8 protein-coding genes are annotated in these 23,336 nt (G+C 66.8%); 7 read left to right on the top strand and 1 reads right to left on the bottom strand.

The features are described 5' to 3' along the window. Positions 1–16 precede the first annotated feature (16 nt). Positions 17–11,029 carry a type I polyketide synthase gene (locus tag A9X01_RS08305; RefSeq protein ID WP_065120279.1) on the bottom strand — a complete coding sequence of 3,671 codons (11,013 nt, stop codon included), beginning with the start codon at positions 11,027–11,029 and terminating at the stop codon, positions 17–19. 388 nt (positions 11,030–11,417) lie between these two features. Between A9X01_RS08305 and A9X01_RS08300 the strand changes: the two genes are divergently transcribed. The 7 genes from A9X01_RS08300 (at position 11,418) to A9X01_RS08270 (ending at position 23,331) form a co-directional block, all read left to right on the top strand. Further along, positions 11,418–12,839, top strand: coding sequence for a condensation domain-containing protein (locus A9X01_RS08300; RefSeq protein ID WP_065120278.1), 1,422 nt, complete (start codon positions 11,418–11,420; stop codon positions 12,837–12,839). 76 nt (positions 12,840–12,915) lie between these two features. Next, positions 12,916–15,897, top strand: a complete 2,982-nt coding sequence (locus A9X01_RS08295) for an MMPL/RND family transporter (protein WP_301336926.1) — start codon at positions 12,916–12,918, stop codon at positions 15,895–15,897. Positions 15,898–15,940: 43 nt separating this feature from the next. Beyond that, entirely contained in the window at positions 15,941–17,044 is a 1,104-nt protein-coding gene (gene pe / locus A9X01_RS08290; RefSeq protein ID WP_065120277.1) for an acyltransferase PE, read from the top strand. A gap of 65 nt (positions 17,045–17,109) precedes the next feature. Beyond that, the gene (locus A9X01_RS08285) at positions 17,110–18,168 is read left to right on the top strand and encodes an NAD(P)H-dependent amine dehydrogenase family protein (protein WP_065120276.1); all 1,059 of its coding nucleotides are present in this window, start codon (positions 17,110–17,112) and stop codon (positions 18,166–18,168) included. A gap of 157 nt (positions 18,169–18,325) precedes the next feature. Then, positions 18,326–18,781 (top strand): MmpS family transport accessory protein, encoded by a 456-nt coding sequence (locus tag A9X01_RS08280; protein ID WP_065120296.1) that lies wholly within the window; start codon positions 18,326–18,328, stop codon positions 18,779–18,781. After that, a complete protein-coding gene (locus A9X01_RS08275; RefSeq protein WP_065120275.1) occupies positions 18,778–21,672 on the top strand; it encodes an MMPL/RND family transporter in 2,895 nt (964 codons plus the stop codon). Before A9X01_RS08280 ends, A9X01_RS08275 begins: the two co-directional genes overlap by 4 nt. 132 nt (positions 21,673–21,804) lie before the next feature. Further along, complete coding sequence (locus tag A9X01_RS08270) at positions 21,805–23,331, top strand: PecA family PE domain-processing aspartic protease (protein ID WP_065120274.1); 1,527 nt, start codon at positions 21,805–21,807, stop codon at positions 23,329–23,331. Positions 23,332–23,336 lie beyond the last annotated feature (5 nt).

Here is a 23,336-nt window from a genome sequence, read left to right as displayed (position 1 = left end):
CCGACCCACCGACCAACTATCTCGCGACCGGATCCGCCTCGCTCGGCTGTGCTTCCGACCCGGACGGCAGTTCCGGCACCTGCTCGGCCAGGTACTCGGCCAGCGACCTGATGGTCGGATAGTCGAAGACCGCGGTCGCGCTGATCGTGAACGCGCCCCCGAACTGACCGTACAACCGGTTGCGGAGTTCCACCGCCATCAGCGAATCCGTACCCAGGTCCAGGAATCGACTGGTGGCAGCCGGCGGTTGGGCGAGCCGCAGGAAATTCTGCACCTCCTGCTGCAGGAACTCGGTCAGGAAGTCGGCACGCTGCTCCTCGGGGACCTCGTGCAGTTTCCGGAGCAGTTCGCTGTCCCCGGCCGTCACCGTCGCCGCGCTCGGCAGCAAGTGGTCGAGAATCGGCGGTCGGACCCCACCCAGCATCTTCGCAGCCCGCTGCCAATTGGCCTTGATGACGGTGACCTGTCCGGTCCCGTGTGCGACGGCTTCGCCGAGCGCATTGAGGGCGGCCGTTGGTTCCAGCGGCACCATCCCTTGCGCACCGAGATTGGCCCGCGCGGCCTGCGAGGCGGCCATACCGCCCTTCGCCCAGGGACCGAAGTTCGCACCGGTCGCCGGCAGGCCCAGCGCCTTGCGGTATGCGATTAGCCCGTCGAGTACCGCATTGGCTGCCGCGTAATTGGCCTGACCGGGCGAACCGAGCACGCTCGATGCCGACGAGTAGGCGATGAAGAACTCCAGGTCGTCGTTCCTTGTCAGCCGATGCAGATTCCACGCGCCCAACGCTTTTGGCAGCAAGGTGGTGCGGAAGCGTTCGGCGCTCTGCTGCGGCAGCAAGGCGTCGTCGAGCACGCCCGCCAGGTGGGCCACCCCGCCCAACGGCGGCAACTCCGAGCGGATCCACTCCAGTACCCGTTGGACTTCGGACTCTTCGCCGATGTCGGCGGACAGGGTGTGCACGCGGCACCGATAGCGCTCGGAGATGTCAGCGATGGCCTCTTGCGCCGCGGCATCCGGTTCGCGCCGACTGGTCAACACGATGTCGCCGGCGCCCAGTTGGGCCAGATGGGCCGCGGTGTGCAGTCCGAGGGCGCCGAGACCACCGGTGATCAGGTAACTCCGATCACCGCGCGGCTGCAGCGGTTTCGGCATCTGCAGCACAATCTTGCCGATGTGCCGTGCCTGCTGCATGCGCCGGAACGCGGTCTTGGCCTCCGTCAACGGATAGATCTCCGATGGCAGCGGGGTCCACTCGCCGCGCGCCAGTCCGTCCGACACCTCGCACAGCAGACCCCGAATGCGTTCCGGGTCCTGCATGATCGTCCCGTCGAGCGCGACGATCTCGTACTTGATGTCCGGGCGGGCCTCGGCCATCTGCTCGGGAGTCCAGATGTCTCGCTTGGCGATCTCTGCGAACCGGCCGTTCTGGGCGGTGGCCCGCACGGTCGCCGCGACGAAGCCTTCGTTGGTCAGGCTGTTGAGCACCACGTCCACCCCGGCACCTTCGGTGTCGGCGAGGATCTGATCCGCGAAATCGGTGCTGCGCGAGTCATATACGTACTGCACGCCCATCTTGCGCAGCGTCGCGCGCTTGAAGGTGCTCGCGGTGGCGAACACGGTGGCGCCGCACTGCTGGGCCAGCTGGATCGCCGCCAGCCCGACACCGCCGCTGGCCGCGTGCACCAGCACGCGGTCACCCAGGCGAAGCTTCGCCCAGTCGAACGCCAGCCGGGCCGTCAGCGCCGCGGCGGGGATGCTCGCGGCTTCCACCGCACTCAGCCCGTCCGGCACCACCGCCAGCAGCTGCGCCGGCACGTTGATGCGGGTGGCGAAGGCGCCCTGCATGAAGCCGAGGACGCGTTGTCCGACTTCGAATCCCGTGACGTCGGAACCGACTTCGGTCACGATGCCGGAGAAGTCGCCGCCGATCAACCCCGGATCGCCCGGGTACAGGCCCAACACGTTGAGCACATCGCGGAAGTTGAGGCCGGCGGCCTCGACCCGGATCTGCACCTGCCCCGGATCCGGCGGCGGCACGTCCGTCTCAGCCAGCCGCAGGTTGTCGATCGCGCCGCGTTCGGTCGGCGCCAGGACGTAGTCCGTTGCCCGCGGCACCGCAAGCAGCCCACTGCGCGACCACGGCATCAGCCGCGACACCAGGAACTTGCCTTGGCGCAGTGCCAGTTCGGGTTCGGAGTCATCGGCCGCGCCGAGCAGTGCGGCCAGCGACTGGACCGCCTCCTCGGATCCGTCCTGGTCGACCAGCCGGCAGCGCAGCGTCGGTTGCTCGGCGATGATGGTGCGGCCGAGCCCCCACAGCGCAGCCTGAACCGGGTCGACCCGCTCGCCGGATTCGGTTGCCACACCACGCTCGGTGATGACCCAGAATCCGCCGGACAGCCGAGCTTCGTCGGCCAGCAGGGTCCGCGCGGTACCGGCCAGGTTGGTCAACTCGGCCTCGAGCCGAGCGCTGAATTCCGCGCTCGACTCGTCGGCACCCGCTTTTGCCGTGCTGCGCCAGACGATGCCGCCGATCGGTGTCCCGCGTTCCTGCGCTTGCGCCAGCAGTTGCCGCCAATGCTCGGGATCCTCGGCAGCGGTGGTCGTGACGCTGTTGGGCAGGGCGGCCGCCAGTTCGTCGAATCCGGCGATCAGCCAGGCGTCGCCGCCGTTTTCTGCGGTCTCACCGGACGGCGGCGGTACCTCGTGCCAGCCCAGGGTGTACAGCAGGCGGGTGGCGTCGCCGCCGAGCCCGCGCAACAACGCTTCCCGGGGGGCGCGTTTGACGGTGAACTCGTGGATTCCGCCGAGGTGTCGACCATCGCGGTCCACGAAATCGAGGTCGAAGACCTGCGTTTCGCTCTCCGTACCGCCGGTGCGCCAGGTCGCGCGGCAATAGAACCGCCGCGGGATCGGACCTTGCAGGCTGACCCGCCCGTACCGCAGCGGCAGGAACAGATCGGGTACCGCGCCCTGTTCGGTCGCCTCGAGCAGCGCCGGGAAGGCCGGGAATGCCACACCGGTGCACAGGTCCAGCAGGACCGGGTGAATCGGCTCGGCGCCGAGGTGCTCGGCGAGTTCGTCGCCGACGACGACATCGCCGATGGCTTCACCCTCGCCCACCCACAGCGATTTCAGGCAGTTGGCCCAGGTGGGCCCCCACGCCAACTCCATGTCGGCGAAGGTTTCGAACAACTGCTGGGGACGGGTGCGGTTCAACCGCTCGGTCGCCGCGTCGATGGGATCGGACGCATCGGGTCCCGAATCCTCACCAACACCGGTGACGACGGTGCCGTCGGCATTCAGCGACCATTCCGCCTCACGGACGCCGTAGGGCCGGCTGTGCACCCGGAAAGTCCAGCCGCCGCCGTCCTCGAACGGGTGCAAAGTCAGTTGCACCTCACGAGACGCCTTATCCGGCAGGATGATCGGCTCGTAGAAGAACACGTCCTGCACCCGCGCCGGCGGCCCGACCGCGGCCAGGGCCATCGCCGCGTACGTCGCGCCCGGCACCACCACGGTGCCGTAGATGACGTGGTGGGCCAGCCACGGCTGCGTCTTCACCGACAACCGGCTGGTGTAGACGACGTCACCGGACGCGAGATCCTTGACGCTGCCCAGGATTCCGGCTACGCCCGCGGTGTCGCCACCGATGCCGGCGATCCCGGACACCTTCGGCCAGAAGTGGCGGCGCTGGAACGGATAGGTCGGCATTTCGAGTCGGTGCCTTGCACCCTGGTGTAGCGCAGCGAAATCGGGACGATGCCCGGACACGTACGCGGCGGCCAGCGCCTCGGCGATCTGCCGGCGCCCGTCGACGCCCTTACGCAGCGAGACGATGGCACGCGGCGTCGCCGAGTGCTCCGGCCACACCTGGATCGCGGCCGCGGTCAGAATCGGCTGCGGTCCGATCTCCATCAGGACCGAGCAGCCCAGTTCGGCTACCGTGCGCACACTTTCGCTGAACTGCACCGGCTGGCGGGAGTGCCGGCGCCAGTACTGCGCGTCCAGCGGGGTTTCTGCGCTCAGCACCCCGCCGGTCCGGTTGCAGACCAGCGGCCGGGTCGGCACCGCGTAGGCGATTCTCGCTGCGTACGACTCGAATTCGTCGAGCACCGGCTCGAGCAGCTCGGAGTGGAACGCGTGGCTGGTGTCCAACCAGGTGCAGCGCACACCCTCGCCGCTGAACGCCGCGACGATCTCCTCCAGGTCTTCACCCGGCCCGGACAGCACGGTGTTGCGGCCGTTGTAGGCCGCGACCGACACCCGCGGCGCCGCCTTGGCGGCTGCCTCCACCTGTTCGGCGTTGGCGAACACCGCCACCATCCGACCGCCGTCGGGCAGGCTGCCGAACAGTCGGCCCCGTTCGGCCATCAGTCGTGCCCCGTCCTCGAGGCTGAAGACTTCGGCCACACAGGCCGCAGCATACTGGCCGACACTGTGCCCCAGCACCACGTCGGGTTCGATGCCCCACGACTGCCACAGGCGGGCCAGGCCCATCTCGATGGCGAACAGCGCCGGCTGGGCGAATGAGGTGTGGCGCAGCGTTTCTCCGCCGTCGCGGTCCAAGGCGAACAGCACCTCGAGCAGCGGGCGGGGCAGCATCGAATCGATCGCCTCCGCGCAACGCCGCACCGTGTCGGCGAAAACCGGTTCGGCGTCGAACAATTCGCGTGCCATCCCCGGATACTGGCTGCCCTGGCCGGTGAACAGCCAAGCCGTCTTCGGCGGGTCGGTGCACTCGCCCCGGGTCACGCCGGGGCGCACCCGGTTCTCGGCCAGCTCGGCCAGCAGTTCGCGGGCGCCCTGCACCGAATCCACCACCAGCGCGGCACGGTGCTCGAAGTGCGACCGTCCCACCGCGGCGGTGAAGCACACGTCGTTGATGTCGACCTTCGGGTGGGCGTCCAGCCACGTTTCGTAGCGCTGCGCCAGCGCCACCAGTGCCTGCGGTGAGCGGGCCGACAGCGGCAACACCCCGATCGTGGTGGCGGGCGCGTCCGGCTCCGGCACGCCGTCGTCCACCGAGTAAGCGTCGGCGGTCGCCGCTGCTGGCGCCTCCTCCAGCAGCACGTGGGCGTTGGTGCCGGTGAAGCCGAACGAGCTGACTCCGGCCCGGCGTGGCCGGCCGTTCGTCTGCCACGGAGTCGGCTTGTCCACCACCCGAACCGGCAGCGAATCCCACGGGATATGTGGCGACGGGTTTTCGAAATGCAGGTTCTGCGGCAGCATTTCGTGCTCAAGGGACAACACGACCTTGATCAGGCCGGCGACACCGGCCGCCGACTCGAGATGGCCGATGTTGGTCTTGACGGATCCCAGCAGCAGCGGACGGTTCGGATCGCGGTCGCCGCCGTAGACCGCCGCGGCGGCCTGCACCTCGATGGGATCGCCCAGCGAGGTGCCCGTTCCGTGCGCCTCGAGGTAGTCGACGTCCCGGCCGCCGATGCCGGCACGCGCCAGCGCAGCCGAAATGAGGCGTTGCTGCGCACCGCCGTTGGGCACGGTCAACCCGCTGGAGGCACCGTCCTGATTGACCGCGGTGCCCCGGATGACGGCACAGATCCGGTCGCCGTTGCGCTCGGCATCACTGAGCCTCTTGAGGACCAGGATGCCGCAACCCTCGCTGCGGACGTAGCCGTCGGCTGCGGCGTCGAAGGTCTTGCAGCGCCCGTCCGGGGACAACATCCGGGCACGGGAGGCGGCGACGATGGAAGCCGGGCTCAATAGAACATTGACCCCACCGGCGAGTGCCAGGTCGCAGTCACCGGAGTGCAGGGCCTGGCACGCCTGGTGGACCGCCACCAGCGAAGAGCTGCAGGCGGTATCGACCGCCACGGCCGGCCCCTCCAGACCCAGCGCGAAGGCCACCCGGCCGGCGATGGCGTTCAGCGCGTTGCCGGTGATGAAGTGGGCTTCGATGTTCTCGACCGAGTCGCTGGACAACAGGTGTGAATACTCGTTGGCGGCGACGCCGACAAAGATGCCACTTCGGCTGCCGCGCAACGCCGCCGGCGAATAGCCCGCACGTTCCAGGCCCTCCCAGACGATCTCCAGCATCAACCGCTGCTGGGGGTCCATCCACACGGCCTCGCGGGGCGAGATACCGAAGAACTCCGGATCGAACCCGTCGATGCCCTCCAGGTAGCCGCCGTTGCGGCTGTAGATCTTGCCCGGCGTCTCGGGGTCCGGGTCGTAGAACTCGTCAATGTCGAAGCGGTCGTCCGGGATCTCCCGGATCGCATCGACCGCGCCGGACAGCAGTTCCCAGTACGCGTCGGGATCGGGCGAGCCGGGAAAGCGGCATGCGACCGCGACAATGGCGATCGGCTCGTCCGCGGCACCCAGCCCCGCCGAGGCGGGCACAGCCGGTGCAGCGCTTGCCTTGGCGGGTTGCGCGCTCAAGCCGAGGATGTCGTCCAGGAGGTAGTCGGCGACGTCCACCAGCCGCGGATAGTCCATTGCCAGCGTCGCCGGCAGCTGCTTGCCCACGGACTGCTCGACACGGCGCCGCAGTTCCACCGCCATCAGCGAGTCCATGCCGAGGTCGAAAAAGCCTGCCTCGTCCCGGATTTCGGTGGCGTCGATGCGGGTTACCTCGGCGACTATGTCGCGGAGGTAGTCGACGACGAGCTTCTTGCGTTGCTGCGCCGGTGCACGGGTGAGTTTTTCGACCAGTTTGGTGGTCCCCGAGGGTGCCGGGTCGGTCACCGACTCGGGCAGCTCACGTTCCACCTCGGCAAACAGCGACCGCGTGCCGGCCTGCTGATACAGCGGCAGGAACCGGGCCCAGTCGATTCGGGCCACCACCCCTTGCACCGGCCCTTGCGCCGAGGCGCCCGAAAGCAGTTCGGCCATCCCGGCCAGGGCGTCGGTGGGCGGCAAGGTCCGCACGCCGCGCTTCTCGAGGTGGGCACGAGCGTCCGCGTCGGCCATGCCCGCCGACCACGGCCCGAAGTTGACGCTGACGGCGGGAACACCTTGCTCGCGTAGCCGCCAGGCCAGACCGTCCAGGAACGCGTTGGCCGCGCTGTAGGCCGTCTGCCCGAAGCTGCCCCAGACCGCGGCGATCGAGGATGTGCTGAGGAAGAAGTCCAGCGACAGGTCCGCGGTCGCTTCGCTCAAATTCCAAGCACCCCAGACCTTTCCGGCGAAGACCCGGTCCACCTCGGCGTCGTCGAGCGTGCGCAACGGGGTGGTGCCCATCTCCCCGGCCGCGTGCACGATGCCGGCCAGCGGCGGCAGTTCGGCCTGCACGGTGGTCAGCAACCGGGCCACATCGTGCGGGTTGGCCACATCCGCCGCGACGGCGGTGATGTCGCAGCCGTACTGCTCGCCGATCGCATCGATACGCTGTTGTGCGGCGTCGCTGGGCGAGCGCCGACTGGTCAGCACCACGTGGCGGGCGCCCTGGGCGGCGAGATATTCGGCGATTTCCAGGCCGACCCCGCCGAGCCCGCCGGTCACCAGATACGTTGCGTCATCCCGGATCACCGGCGCCGTGGCGCTCGGCAGACCCGCACGCCGGCTCAGCCGCGCGCCGTGGACGGCGCGATCACGCAGGGCGACCTGATCTTCCGCGGCGGGGGCGGTCAGCACGTGCTCGATCAGCACCGGCCACTCGTCCGCACCACCTTCGGGCAGGTCGGCCAGCCCTCCCCACAGTTGCGGGTGTTCCAGCGCGGCGGCGCGCCCGAAGCCCCACAGGCAGGACTGCACCGGCGACACGCTGTCCGAAATTGTGACCCGTTGTGCGCCACGGGTGATCAACCAGATGGGTGCCCGCAGCTCGGCGGCTCCGGCCGACCGGAACAACCGCCGAAGACCGCCCAGCACCCGGTGCTGCATGCGCAGCAGCGACCGCATCGAGGGCTCCGAGTCGGACTCGAGGGCCGCGAGCACGAGGATGCGAGGCGTCGTGTCCTGTGCTGCCGCGGCGCGCAACGCCGCTTCCATCCGCTCCTCGTCCGCATCGGTGACTGGCAGTCCGAGGACCTGGTGGCGGTCCCCGCGGGCGGTCAACGCATCGGCCAGCGGCTCGATCGCCTCGGCGTCGTCACCGATCAGCAACCAGGCGCCCGGTTCGGTTGACTGCGACCCTGCTGTCCGGGCCAGCTTCTCCCAGCGGATGTCATAGCGAATATCCGCGATGGATTGGGTTGCGCGCTGTTGGTTATGTTGCGCCGCAAGCTTTTTCAAGACTTCCGCAGTCTGCTGGTTGCCGTCCTCGCCACCGAGCAGCGCGACCAGCTCGTCGATCCGGCCGTCCTCGAGTAGCCGAACGGCGTCGGTGCGCGCGGCAGACCGAGCTGCGCCGGACTGATCAGCCGCTTTGGCTCTGTACGTGGGAGGAACCCGCTTGTCGCGGTACCAGTACTCGCGATGCTGGAACGGATACGTGGGCAGGTCGAGCTTGCGCCGCGGCCCCTGTACGAGGGCCGCGAAGTCGGGCAAGTGGCCGGCCACGTAGGCGCCCGCAACGGCTTCGGTGATCTGGCGACGGTCGCCGCTGTTGCGCCGCAGCGACGCGATCGCCCGTGGTGCGGTCGCCGGGTCGGGCCAAGCCCGCAGCGCGGCGGCGGAAAGGATCGGTTGCGGGCCGACCTCCAGCAGCACGGCGCAACCGAGATCGGCCAAAGTGGCGACGCTCTTGGCGAACTCGATGGGCTGACGTGCGTGCCGTCGCCAGTACGAGCCGTCGAGTTTGGCGTTGCGGCCCAATGCTTTTCCGGTGCGGTTGCACACCAGAGTCCGGCGTGGCGCACTGAATGCGAAGCGGTTCGCGAACGACTCGAATTCGTCGAGGGCCGGATCCAGCAACGCCGAATGGAAAGCGTGACTGGTGTCGAGCCAGTCGCACCGGACACCGTCGGCGGTCAGCGTGGCCACCGCCCGGTCCAGGTCCTCGGCGGGACCCGCCAACACCGTGTTGGCGCCGTTGTACGCGGCCACCGACAGCCGCGGGAACTCGTCGGTGAAGCTCTCGACCCGCTCGGCGGCGGCGAATATCGCGACCATCCGGCCACCCGCCGGCAGGTTGCCGAACAGCCGGCCTCGTTCGGCGAGTAGCCGCGCCCCGTCTTCCAGGCTGAACACCCCGGCGACACAGGCGGCGGAATACTGGCCGACGCTGTGGCCCAGCACCACATCCGGCTCGAAGCCCCATGACTGCCACAAGCGGGCCAGGCCCATCTCCACCGCGAACAGCGCGGGCTGGGCGTAGCTGGTCTGCCGCAAGGTGTCCGGGTCGTCCGCGTCGAAAATGACGTCCAGCAACGACTTTTCGAGCACCTCATCGACAACGGCCGCGCACCGGGTCATCGTCTCGGCGAACACCGGCTCGGTCTCGAACAATTCCCGGGTCATGCCGGGGAACTGGCTGCCCTGCCCCGGGAACAACCATGCGGTCTTCGGCGTGTCGTCGGAGACGCCACGTACCAGCCCCGGCGCCGGCCGATCGTCGGCGAGCGCACCGAGTAGCTCCGTGGCGGATTCGGTCGAGTTCACCACCAGCGCCGCACGATGCTCGAAGTGGGACCGCCCGGCCCCGGCGGTGAAGCACACGTCCGCCAGCTCCGCGTCGGGATGCGTGGTCAACCAACCGCGGTACTGCTCGGCGATCTGCGCCAACGCGGCCGGGGTGCGTCCCGACAACGGCAGCAGGCTGAACCTGTCCGCCGGCTGCTCAGCCGGTTGCGCGACCGCGACGTTCGGCGCTTCCTCGATGATGACGTGCGCATTGGTCCCGGAGAACCCGAACGAGCTGACACCGGCAATGCGGGGCTGGCCGTTGCGTTCCCAGGAGGTGGATTCCTGCACGACCCGCACGGCCAGCTTGTCCCACGGAATATGCGGCGACGGGGTGCGGAAGTTCAGGTGCTTCGGCAGCACCTCGTGCTCGAGCGACAGGATCACCTTGATCACGCCCGCGATCCCGGCCGCCGCTTCGAGGTGACCGATGTTCGTCTTCACCGAGCCGATCAGCAGCGGCCGGCCCGATTCGCGCCCGTCGCCGTACACCGCGCCGGCGGCCTGGACTTCGATCGGATCGCCCAGCGACGTCCCGGTCCCGTGCGCCTCGAGATATCCCACCTCGCGCGCGGCGACCCCGGCGCGATCCAGCGCCTCGGTGAGCACCCGCTGTTGGGCCACACCGTTGGGCACCGTCAGGCCACCCGATGCGCCGTCCTGATTCACCGCGCTGCCGCGGATCACCGCGCGGATCCGGTCTCCATCGCGGATCGCGTCGTCAAGACGTTTGACGACGACGACGCCGCAGCCCTCACCGCGGACGTATCCGTCCGCGGCCGCATCGAAGGTCTTGCACCGGCCGTCGGGCGCCAGCATGTGCGCGTGCGAGAAGGTGATCATGGTCGCCGGGCTGAGCAGCACGTTCGCACCGCCGGCCAGGGCGAGGTCGCATTCACCCAGCCGCAGCGCCTGGCAGGCCTGGTGGATCGCCACCAACGACGAACTGCAGGCGGTGTCGACGGTGACCGCCGGACCCTGCAGGCCCAACCGGTAGCTGATCCGGCCGGCGCCGGCCGCGGCCGCCGTCCCGATCGCCATGTAGGCCTCGATCTCGTCGTAAGTCAGCTCATCCGAGGCCATTCCGAGGTAGTCGTGGGTGGACAGGCCGATGAACACGCCGGTGTTGGTGTTCGCCAGAGCCGTTGGCGCGGTTCCGGAGTGTTCCACCGCCCGCCACGCCGTCTCGAGCAGCAGCCGATGCTGGGGGTCCATCAATCGGACCTCGCGGGCCGACAAGCCGAAGAACGGCGCATCGAACCCCGTCACGTCGTCGATGAAGCCCGCCCGCCGCGTCGCTACCTTTCCGGGTGCGTCGGGGTCCGCGTCGAAGAATTCCTCGACGTCCCACCGGTCCGGAGGTATTTCGGAGATCGCGTCGCGGCCCTGCAGCAGCACGTCCCAGAACTCGTCCGCGTCGGCAGCACCCGGCATACGCAGTGCGTAGCCCACGATCGCAAAACCCGATGCCCGTTCCACCGGATCCTCGACGGTTGCCATGCATTTGTCCTCTCTGCCTGGAAAGCGCAGGTTCGATTGTTCGGGCCTGGTTTTTCCACGCCGCGGCCGGGGCAGCTCCGAACCAGGTCCCGAGCCGTTCTTTGCTCTACCTGCCCGGCCTGGCTGGGCGGCAGATCAACGTAGACGGCAAGTATTGCAAGTACAGGGGCCCTGAGGTGCCATCATCCGGAAAACTTTGCTAGGTCATATCTACGCCGTGCATCCGTTCCTGCGTTAGCGACCCCCGCTACATCACAGTAACCGCCGACGGCGGCCGCCGGGGGGCACCGTCATGACCTCGGGCGTCGCCGACGAGCATCGACCAAGGGTTATCTTGATGTCGCTACCAGCGGGCCCGAGGGCGGCGGTCCAGATCAAGGAGAATTAATTGCGTATCGGGAAGATCACGATCGGTTCGATGAGCGATTGGACCGTGCGTCCCGGCGTGGTCACCACTTGGCATCCGACTCCCGAGGCCCGGGCGAAGGCCCGTCTGGCGCCGGTCAGCTCGGTGCCGGTCAGCTACATGCAGGGTCAGCATCTGCGCGGCTGTCGCGAGCGGGCGAAAGCGGGACTGGATTACTCGCGACAAATCATCGCGTCATGTGAAGTGCCTGGACACTGCGATCTCGGCGTCATGGACAAGGCGCTCAACGCATACCTGCGCCGTCACGACACATACCGCAGCTGGTTCGACTACACCCCGGACGGCGAAATCGTCCGGCACACGATCAGCGATCCCGACGACGTCGAATTCGCGCCGGTCGACCACGGCAAGATGAGTGTCGAAGAAATTCACGACCATGTCGTGGCAACCCCGGACGCGTTCGAGTGGGGCTGCTTCACGTTCGGGATCATCCAGAGCGAGGAGCACTTCACCTTCTATGCGTGTATCGATCACGTTCACGGGGACGCGACGTTGATCGGCATCACGATGCTCGAGTCGCACGGCATGTACACCACGTTGACATCAAGCGGCCAAGCCCTGGCGCTGCCGGAAGCGGGCAGCTATGACGACTTCTGCACCAGGGAGCGGGAATACACCTCGACGTTGACCCTGGATTCACCGCAGATACAGACGTGGATCGACTTCGCCGAGAACAACGCCGCCAGCCTTCCGGATTTCCCGCTGCCGCTTGGCAATCCGATGGAGCCGGGGCGCAGCGCCATGATCACCGAGCCCCTGATGAACCCGGAGCAGACGCTACGATTCGACGCGGCCTGCGGCGCGGCCGGGGCCCGCTTCGTCGGCGGCCTGTTCGCGTGCATCGCACTGGTCGAGCACGAATTCACCGGGGCTCCCACCTACTACGGACTCACCCCCAGGGACTCCCGGACCGGCTCGGACAATTTCATGACTCAGGGCTGGTTCACCGGTTTGGTACCGATCACCGTCCCGATCGCCGCGACATCCTTCGCCGAGGCCGCGTGGACAGCTCAGGCGTCGTTCGATTCGGGTCTGGACATGGCCAGGGTGCCTTACTACCGCGCGCTGGAATTGGCGCCGTGGTTGAACTGGCCCCGCCCGAACTTCCCGGTGACGAACTTCCTGCACGGCGACGCGGCTCCGCTGAATGCCGTGCTTGCCGCCGCGGACATGGGCTATGCGGACAACATCGGTATTCACTCCGACGGCCGATACTCGTATCAGCTGACGATCTACATTTTCCGGTACGGCGAGGGCACGGTGATGGCGGTGATGTATCCGGACAATCCGGTGGCCCGCACTTCGATCACCCGCTATATGGCCGCGATGAAGGAGGTCTGCGGGCGGGTCGCGGACACCGGGCACTGGGGGCGCGTTGCGTAATGTGGAGTAGTTCGATGGTCACCGCCTTGCCGAGGCTCGCGGTTTCCGGCAGGGCGCGACCGGGGGTAGGAGCAGTTTGCGACGGCTAGCCGATGCAGTGGTGCGGTGGCCCTGGTTGGTGATCGGCCTGTGGGTGGCCGTCGCGGTCGCCCTGCCGTTGGCGTTCCCATCCCTGAACAAGATGGCCGAGAAGCACCCGCTCGACATCCTGCCGAGCGATGCGCCCTCGAGCGTCACAGCCCGGAAGATGACCGAGGCGTTTCACGAATCGGGGGCGGACGACCTGCTGTTGGTGGTCCTGACCAATGACAGCGGCTTGAAGCCTGCGGACGAAGTTGCCTACCGCAAGCTGGTCAGCGCCTTGCGCGAGGACAAGCGGGACGTGTTGATGTTGCAGGATTTCGTCGACACACCGCCCTTGCGTTCGACGTTGACCAGCAAGGACCGCACCACCTGGGTGCTGCCGGTCGGTCTGGCGGGTGAGTTGGGCACACCGAAGTCCTATGCCGCGTTCCAGCGGGTCGCCGACATCGTCAAACACTCCGTCGCCGGGTCGCAGCTGACGGCGCACCTCACCGGGCCCGCGGCCACGGTCGCCGACCTCACCGCCGCGGGCAACCGGGATCGGGTCCCGATCGAAGTCGCGATCGCGGTGCTGGTGCTGCTGGTCCTGCTGTTGGTCTATCGAAATCCGGTGACCATGCTGCTGCCATTGCTGGCGATCGGCATATCGATGGTCATCGCCCAGGCCGTGGTCGCGGCCATGTCGGACGTCACCGGCATCGGCGTGTCAAACCAGTCCATCGTGTTCTTGAGTGCCATCATCGCCGGCGCCGGGACGGACTACGCCGTCTTCCTGATCAGCCGCTATCACGACTATCTCCGGCAAGGCGACGACTTCGATCGAGCGGTGCGGCGGGCGATGATGTCGATCGGAAAGGTGATCGCCGCATCGGCAGCCACGGTGGGCATCACGTTCCTCGGTATCAGTTTCTCCCAGATGGGAGTGTTCTCATCGGTCGGCTTGTCGTCGGCGATCGGCGTCGGGGTGGCGTTCCTTGCCGCGATGACCTTGTTGCCCGCCATTCTGGTGGTGGCCGGTCCCCGTGGGTGGGTCAAGCCACGGCGCGAGCTGACGTCCCGGTTCTGGCGGCGTTCGGGAATCCGGATCGTGCGCCGGCCCAAGACCCACTTGGTCGCGAGCCTGCTGGTGCTGGCCATTCTGGCCGGCTGCGCCGGCTTGGTGCGGTTCAACTACGACGACCGCAAGGGTGTGCCCGCATCGGCTCCGAGCTCCATCGGGTACACGGCGCTGGAGCGCCACTTCCCCGTGAATCAGTCGATCCCGGAATACATCCTGGTCCAGTCGCCGCATGACCTGCGCACGCCACGGGCGCTGGCCGACCTGGAGCAGATGGCCGAGCGAGTCAGTCAACTACCCAACATTGCCGCCGTCACCGGAATCACTCGGCCCACCGGCGCCGTGCCCGAGGAGTTCAGAGCCACGTATCAGGCCGGGGCCATCGGCGCCCGGCTGGGCGCCGGCGCCGCACTGATCAGCGAGCACGACAACGACCTGAACCGGCTGAGCAGGGGAGCCAACACGCTGGCCGAGAACCTGGGTGATGTGCGCGGACAGGTCAACCAGATGGTCTCCGCGATGCAGGGCCTGGTCGATGTCTTCACCTCGATGCGGGGCCAGTACGGCGGGGATCGGTTGGTCAAAGAAGTCACCACCGCGGCGAAGCTGGTCAACAGCATCAACGCGCTCGGCCATGAGATGGGCCTGAACTTCGCTGCGGTCCGGGACATGTTCGGTTGGGTCCCTCCGGTCTTGATGGCACTGCAGGGCAATGTGATCTGTGACGTTGATGCCTCGTGCGCCGCTACCCGCGCGCAGTTCGAGCGGCTGGTGAATGCGCGCAACAGCGGAAGCCTCGACCAGATCAACGATCTGGCGAACCAACTGCAAGGGTTCGGCGACAAACAGACCCTGGCCGCGACGGCGGACCGGTTGCGCGGCGCACTCGCCAACTTCACCCGGGCACTGCATGCCATGGGATTCGACCAGGCCGGTGGAGTCGAGGGCGGCCTGAACCGTCTGCAACAGGGCGCGGAGCGGGTAGCCGGCGGCAGCCGGCAGGTGGCCGACGGCGTGGACCAACTCGTCGACCAGATCAGGCAGATGGGCACCGGACTCGGCGAAGCGTCGGCGTTCCTGCTCGCGATGAAGGACGACGCGGCGGAACCATCGATGGCCGGCTTCAACATTCCGCCTCAACTGCTGCGCATGGAGGAGTTCAGGAAGGCCGCCAAGCTGTTCATCTCCCCGGACGGCCACTCGGTGCGGTACCTGGTGCAGACGAAGCTCAACCCGTTCAGCGCCGAAGCCATGGATCAGGTCAACGCCATCACCGCCGCCGCTCGCAGCGCGCAGCCGAACACCGCGCTGGCCGATGCCTCGATCTCGATGGCGGGATATCCGGTCACGCTGCGTGACACCCGCGACTATTACGAACACGACATCAGGTTCATCATCGCGGTCACGCTGATCGTCGTGCTGCTGACGCTGATCGCGCTGCTGCGCGCGATCGTTGCACCGCTGTATCTGGTGGGGTCGGTGGTGATCTCGTATTTGTCGGCGGTGGGTATCGGCGTCCTGGTGTTCCAGTACCTGCTCGGCCAGCAATTGCATTGGAGCATTCCGCCGTTGGCCTTCGTGGTGCTGGTGGCGGTCGGTGCGGACTACAACATGTTGCTCATCTCGCGGATGCGTGATGAATCACCGAACAGCATGCGCTACGGCATCATCCGCACCCTGAGCTCCACCGGCGGGGTGATCACCGCGGCCGGGTTGATCTTCGCCGCCTCGATGTGGGGCCTGTTGTTCTCCACCATCGGCACCGTGATCCAGGGTGGTTTCGTGATCGGCGTCGGGATCCTGCTGGACACCTTCCTGGTACGCACCATCACGGTGCCCGCCATCGCTACGCTGGTCGGCAAGGCGAGTTGGTGGCCATCACGAGTGTCACCGGGCCGAACCAGCGCGGGCGCATGAGGCTCGCCTCGTACGGGAGCGCACTACGGGAAGAGAAGTAGGGATGAAGAAACTGCTCGCAGGACTCACCGCGCTGGTAACCGTCGGTGCCACAAGCTGTTTGGGAGTCGGGCGGGCGATGGCCGACGAAACGCCGACGGATGAGGCGCCGCAGCCCGGTGGGACGGCCTACGCGCTGGGCGGCGCCCACGTTCTGGGCATCCCCTATGACGAGTACATCCGACGCGAGGGCGCCGAGTGGTTCCCCGGCCTGCGCCGCCAGATCATCGACTATCCCGCCGGCCAGGTGCAGGGCCACGTGCTGGGACGGCTCTTCCCGGGCATCGGCCAACTCGACGAGATGTTTCCCGGGCTGGGCGCGGACGGGCCCAGCGTCGGCGAATCGGTCGTCGTCGGCGCGGACAACCTGGACGCGGCGATCCGGCAGGGCGGCCCCGGCACGGCGATCGGCTTGTCCGAAGGAGCGCTCGTCCTCGACGAACTGCAGGCCCGGCTCGCCACCGACCCCAACGCTCCCCCACCAGATCAGTTGAGTTTCGCCACCTTTGGCGATCCGGTCGCCCGTCACGCCTTCGGCGAGAGCTTCCTGACCGCCATGTTCCCGGTCGGCAGCGTCGTTCCCGCCCTCGACTACCCGGTGCCGCCTCCGGTGGAGAGCCAGTACAACACCAAGATGTTCATCTCGGCCTACGACTCGATCGCCGACTTCCCCGACCGTCCGGACAACCTGATGGCACTGGCCAACACGCTGGTGGGATTGATGACCGGGCACACCGCGGTGGCATTCACCAACCCGAGCATGGTGCCGCCGCAGAACATCCGGACGACGGTGAACTCGCGGGGCGCAACGACGACGACGTATCTGATCCCGGAGCGGCATCTTCCCTTGGTGCTGCCGTTCCAGTACGCAGGCGTGCCGGAAGAGACGCTCAACGAGCTCGACGCGGTGCTGCTGCCCATGGTCAACGAGGGATATTCGCGCAACGACGATCCGCTGACCGCACCCATCCAGGTCGATCCGGTGAACGGATATGACCCGGCTGCCGTCACCGCGCCCGCCACCCAGGCCACCTTCGGCGGCGGCGCAGATCCGTTGTCGCAGATTCTGTCCGGCGCCATGTCCGTGCTCAACCGGGGCGCTCACTAGCGGCAACCGCCCCCGGCGATAATGGCTCCCAGCCACGTGGCGCAGACCCGGCGCAAAGGAGCCTGATGAGCACAGCACACACAGACCGCCCGCTACGCGTCATCCAGTGGACCACCGGGAACATCGGGCGGCGCTCCTTGCACGCCATCATCGGCCGGCCCGACATGGAGCTGGTCGGGGTTTTCGCGCACGGGCCGGGCAAGGTCGGGGTGGACGCCGCCGACCTCGCGGGCTGGCCCGAACCGACCGGTGTGCGCGCCACCAATGACATCGATGCGCTGATCGCGCTGGGCGCCGACGCGTGCTGTTATAACCCGTTGTGGCCCAACATCGATGAGCTCGTGCGGCTGCTGGAGTCGGGAGTCAACGTGTGCACCAGCGCGGCGTGGATCACCGGCGGCAAGCAGACACCCCGGGACCGTGAGCGCATCGAGGCGGCCTGCCGGCAGGGCGGCTCGTCGATCTTCGGCAGCGGCGCGCATCCGGGCATGACGAACATGGTTGGCATGGTGCTCAGCGGGTCCTGCGAGCGGGTCGACGAGATCCGCATCACCGAATCGGTGGACTGCTCGACGTATGAATCGGCCGGAACTCAGCGAGCCATGGGCTTCTCCCAGGATCCCGACACCCCCGGCCTGGCCGAGAGTGTGCGCCGCGAAAGCGAGGTGTTCGCCGAATCGGCCGCGATGATGGCCGACGCGATCGGGGCACATCTGGACCGGATGACGTTCGATGTCACCTTCACCGCCGCCACCGGCGACACCGACCTGGGTTTCATGAAGATTCCGGCGGGAACCGTCGCCGGCGTCCACGGTTACCACCGCGGCTGGGAGGGCGAGCGCAACGTCGTCAGCGTCGGCTTCAACTGGATCATGGGCGATCACGTGACTCCGCCCAAGCCCCTCGAGCACGGTCACGTCATCCAGGTGTTCGGGCTGCCCAACATGCGCACGGTGCTGCACTGCCTGCCGCCCAAGGACTGGACGGAGCCCGGCTTCATGGGGCTGGGCATGATCTACACCGCGCTGCCGGTCACCAATGCCGTGCCGGCAGTGGTGGCCGCGAAACCGGGCATTGTGACGCTTGCAGACCTGCCGCCGGTGACGGGACGGGTCGCGCGCTAGCCTGTGTCGTTCGGCACACCAGGGCGCACCCGAGGAACGCGCGCGTCCACTACGGGTTTACGATACTTAGCCGAGCAAATATTTTTATCGGGCCGGGGAAGCCTGCTGCCCGATGTGGTGTTGCAACCCCAGGATCGGACGGCAGAAGGCGGTGGTGATGAGGACTGGTTCACTTTCAGGCTCCGTTACCCGAGCGCTGAGGAAAGCATGGATACCGCTGGTCCTCGTGGTCGTTCTGGCCGTTTCGGCGCTGGTCGTCTCGCGACTGCACCGCATCTTCGGCTCGGAGGACCTCAACGCCAACGCCGGCGCAGGAATCGAGATCGTGCAGTTCAACCCGAAAGTTGTGCTCTATGAAATCTTCGGTACGCCCGGAGCCACGGCCAACATCAACTATTGGGACGCCGACGCCAACACGCATCAGGTCGACGCCGCCGCGCTGCCCTGGTCGTTCACACTCTCCACAACGCTGCCTTCGGTGAGCGCCAACATCATGGCCCAAAGCGATGGCGGCCGGATCGGCTGCCGCATCACCGTCGACGGCGTGGTCCGCGAGGAGCAGAAGTCCGACGGGGTCAATCCGCAGACCTTCTGCCTGGTGAAGTCGGCATGAGCGACCTCGACAGCACGACGCGCGTCGGAGCCGGCGACACCGCGCCGATCAAAGTGGAGTCCGCCCCGAAAGAGCCGCGACCGCACCGCCCGGTCATTCCGCACACCATCCGGATCTTCGCGGTGCCGATCATCGTGGCCTGGGTGGCGCTGACCGTTCTCGTCAATATCGTTGTTCCGACGCTGGAGAAGGTCAGCGAAGAACATTCGGCTCCGATGACCCCGCCGGACGCGCCCTCGATGGTCGCGATGATGCGGCTCGGCCACAATTTCAAGGAATTCGACTCGGACAGCACGGTGATGATCGTGCTGGAGGGCCAGCAGCCGCTGGGCGACGCGGCGCATCGGTTCTACGACAACCTCATCCACCAACTGCAGCGCGATCACAAGCACATTCAGCACATCCAGGATTTCTGGGGTGACCGGTTGACCGCGGCGGGCGCGCAGAGCGCCGACGCCAAGGGCGCCTATGTGATGCTCAACCTGGCCGGCGACCAGGGTACGACGCTGGCGAACGAATCGGTCGACGCGGTTCGCGAGGTGCTGGACCGTACCCCACCGCCGCCCGGGGTCAAGGCCTACGTGACGGGGCCGGCCGCACTCAGCGACGACATGCACATCATCGGCAACGCCAGCCTGGCCAAGATCACCCTGTTCACTTTGGGCGCGATCGCGATCATGCTGCTGCTGGTCTACCGGTCCATCGTCACCACGCTGGTCCAGCTGTTCATGACCTTCGTCGCGCTGGCGGCATCCCGCGGATTCGTCGCGGTCCTGGGTTACCACAACGTGTTCGGCCTGACCACCTTCGCCGCCAACATCCTCACCATGTTGGCGATAGCCGCGGGAACCGACTACGGGATCTTCCTCGTCGGGCGCTATCAGGAGGCGCTGCGCGCCGGTGAAGATCGGGAAACCGCTTATTACACGACATTTCGCGGTGTGGCCCCGGTGGTGCTGGGGTCGGGTCTGACGATTGCCGGTGCGACCTACTGCCTGAGTTTCTCCCGGCTGCCGTGGTTCAACACGATGGGCGCCCCGGTGGCGATCGGGATGCTGGTCGTCGTCCTGGCCGGTGTCACACTGGGTCCCGCGGTGGTGTTCGTGGGCAGCAAGATGCACCTGTTCGAATCCAAGCGGGCCGCCCGGCAGGGTCGAATGTGGCGGCGGGTCGGCACCGCGGTGGTGCGTTGGCCCGCACCGATTCTGGCGGTCAGCGGCGCGATCGTGCTGATCGGCATGGTGGCGCTGCCGGGCTTCAAGACCAGCTACAACGACCGGTACTACCTACCCACCTCCGCGCCGTCCAACATCGGCCAGGCCGCCGCCGACCGGCATTTCTCCCAGGCCCGGATGAACCCCGACATGTTGATGATCGAGTCCGACCATGACATGCGCAATCCGGCGGACATGCTGGTGCTGGACCGGGTTGCCAAGAACGTGATGCGCACCGTCGGCATTGCGATGGTCCAGGACATCACCCGACCGCTTGGCATCCCAATCCAACACAGTTCCATACCTTTTCAGAACAGCATGCAGAGCCAGACGACGATGCAGAACCTGTCGTTCCTGCGGGACCGGATGAACGACATCACCAAGATGGCCGACCAGATGCAGTTCATGATCGAGACCATGCAGCAGATGTACAAGGTCACCACCGAGCTTTCCGAAGCCGCCGACGACAGCGCCCGGACCACGGCCGAAACCGCTGACATCACCAATAGACTGCGGGACCACATCGCCGATTTCGACGACTTCTGGCGCCCGATACGCAGCTACTTCTATTGGGAGAAGCACTGTTTCGACATCCCCATCTGCTGGTCGCTGCGTTCGCTGTTCGACTCGCTGGATGGGTTCGACCAGCTCGCCGGTCAATTCGACATATTGACCAAGGACATCGCGCGCACCGCGGAGGCGACACACCACATGCTGGTGCTGATCCCGCCGATGATCGAGACGATGAAGACGACCAAAGCGCTGACGCTGACGATGCAGTCGACCTTTTCGGCGATGCTCAATCAGATGGAGGCGATGAGCAATACGGCCGTCGTCATGGGGCAGAGCTTCGACGCCTCCAAGAATGACGACTTCTTCTATCTGCCACCCGAGGCGTTCGACAACCCCGACTTCCAGACGGGTCTGCGGATGTTCCTCTCACCGGACGGCAAGTCGGCGCGGTTTTTCGTGACCCACCAGGGCGATCCGATGACACCGGAAGGCATTTCGCGTGTCGACGCCGAACGTTCGGCCGCCCAGGAAGCTTTGAAGCAGTCGTCGCTGTCCGATGCCAAGGTGTATCTCGGCGGCACCGCCGCGACCTTCAAGGACATGCACGACGGCGCCAAGTACGACCTGATGATCGCGGTGGTCTCGGCGTTGACGCTGATCTTCATGATCATGCTGTTGCTGACCCGAAGCGTGGTCGCGGCGCTGGTCATCGTCGGCACCGCCGCGAGTTCGATCGCGGCGTCGTTCGGGTTGTCGGTGCTGATTTGGCAGGACCTGTTCGGCATCCGGATCCACTGGATCGTCATGGCGTTGTCGGTGATCATCCTGTTGGCCGTCGGGTCGGACTACAACCTGCTGCTGGTGTCGCGGTTCAAGGAGGAAATCCACGCCGGTCTCAAGACCGGGATCATCCGATCGATGGCCGGCACCGGTGGGGTGGTGACGGCCGCGGGTCTGGTGTTCGCGTTCACCATGGCGTCGATGCTGGGCAGCGATCTTCGGGTGCTGGGCCAGTTCGGGTCCACGGTCTGCATCGGACTGCTGCTGGACACGCTGATCGTGCGCACATTGCTGATGCCGTCCATCGCGACGCTGCTGGGCCGCTGGTTCTGGTGGCCGAAGGTGGTCCATCCGCGGGGTGACAATGCCCTGGTCAAAGCCTGACGAACGGTGAGCGCTCCGCTTTTGGCACAGCGATAGACCTGCCCCCACACCGACCAAGCTGCGCAATTCTCCGCCGAGGAGCGTCCGCCGCGCAGTACGCTCTGTGAGGAATCGACGAAGGAGGGGCCGGCCGTGTCGCAATTGTTGGTGTCTCCTAGCCAATTCATCTCGGCGACAACAGTTTTAGAGAGCATAGGCTCGTCGCTGCACTCGGCGAACGCGGCGGCAGTCGTGCCCACCACCGGCCTGGTGGCCGCCAGCGCCGACGAGATCTCGGCCGAGCTGGCGGCGCTCTTCACCGAGCACGGCCGGCAGTATCAGGCGGCGGCCGGGCAATTCGCTACGTCCTACGAGCAGGTTGTGCTCCGACTGCTGGAGACCGCACAACTCTATGCGAACGCCGAAATCGCCGTCGCGCAGCAGCTCGCCGCGGGCGCATCCCGCCTCGTCAACGAACCCGTCCTGCAGCTCACCGGACGACCGCTGTTCGGCGACGGCGCCAACGGATACACAACGGCCGAGGGCGTGGGAACCCCCGGCGGGGCCGGCGGCTGGTTGTTCGGCAACGGTGGCACCGGCGGTGTCAGCGTTCGCTACGGCATAGCCGGAGGCACCGGCGGCGCGGGCGGAGTGTTGCTGGGTAACGGCGGCACGGGCGGCGGCAATCTCTACGGCGGCATGCCGGGTGGCGCCGGCGGGTCCGCGGGTCTGATCGGCATCGGCGGTACCGGCGGGGCCAGCGGCCCCGGTGGCGTCGGCGGTGCGGGCGGTCGCGGCGGCCTGTTGGGACTACCCGGGACCGCGGGGATCAGCACCGCCCTGGGGCCGAACCAAACGTTGATTCACCCCGGCCAGTACGGCAGCCCGATTCTGAACATCTCGGTCGGTGGTGGTCCGAGTGCGCCCGTCACCGTCGACTCCGGCGCCAGCGGCCTGGTGGTGCCGCCGCAGTACGTCAACCTGGCGAACCTCGGTGTGCCCACCGGAACGGGAAGTGTGAGTTACGGCGGTGCCCTCTTCGTCAACTACCAGACCTATGTCACGACCGTGGATTTCGGTAATGGAATCGTCACGGCACCAACCACTGTCGGGGTCGCCACCTCGGCATACCTGAACAACCCGGGCAACCCGATAGACGTTTCGTTGCTGCCCGCCTACCTGGGCGTGGGACCCAACAACGACTTTCCGTTCAGCAGCCCGGTGAACGCCGCATTGCCGGGCAACATGAATCAGGGCGTGTTGATCAACCTTCCTCGCGGCATGCTGGAGTTCGGACCCAATCCACTGCCCCCCCTCGTCGAGATGGATGGTGCCCCCAGAACCGTTGTCCAAGTGCAGATCAACAACGAATTGCCGCAAACCGTAGGCGCTTTCATCGATTCCGGTGGCGAGCTGGGAGCCATCCCGCAATCATTGGTGCCTGGCCTGGCGATCGGTAACCACCTGCCGGCCGGAACAGTCATCACCGTCTCCACGATCAACGGCGTGCCGCTCTACACCCAGACAGTCACCGCGAACCACACCCCGTTCGTAGTCGCATCGGCAACGGCCGACAACTTCTACGTCTTCAACACCGGGTCCTACCCCTTCTCCCAACTGCCCATCTACATCTGGAACAACGACGCGGTCGGTACGACGATCTTCGACCGCCAGATCTGAGCATC

Source organism: Mycobacterium asiaticum (assembly GCF_001668675.1).
In the GTDB taxonomy this organism is placed as follows: Bacteria; Actinomycetota; Actinomycetes; order Mycobacteriales; family Mycobacteriaceae; genus Mycobacterium; species Mycobacterium asiaticum_D.
The sequence above is the reverse complement of the archived record's forward strand: the minus strand, read 5'-3'. Positions and strand labels throughout refer to the sequence as shown.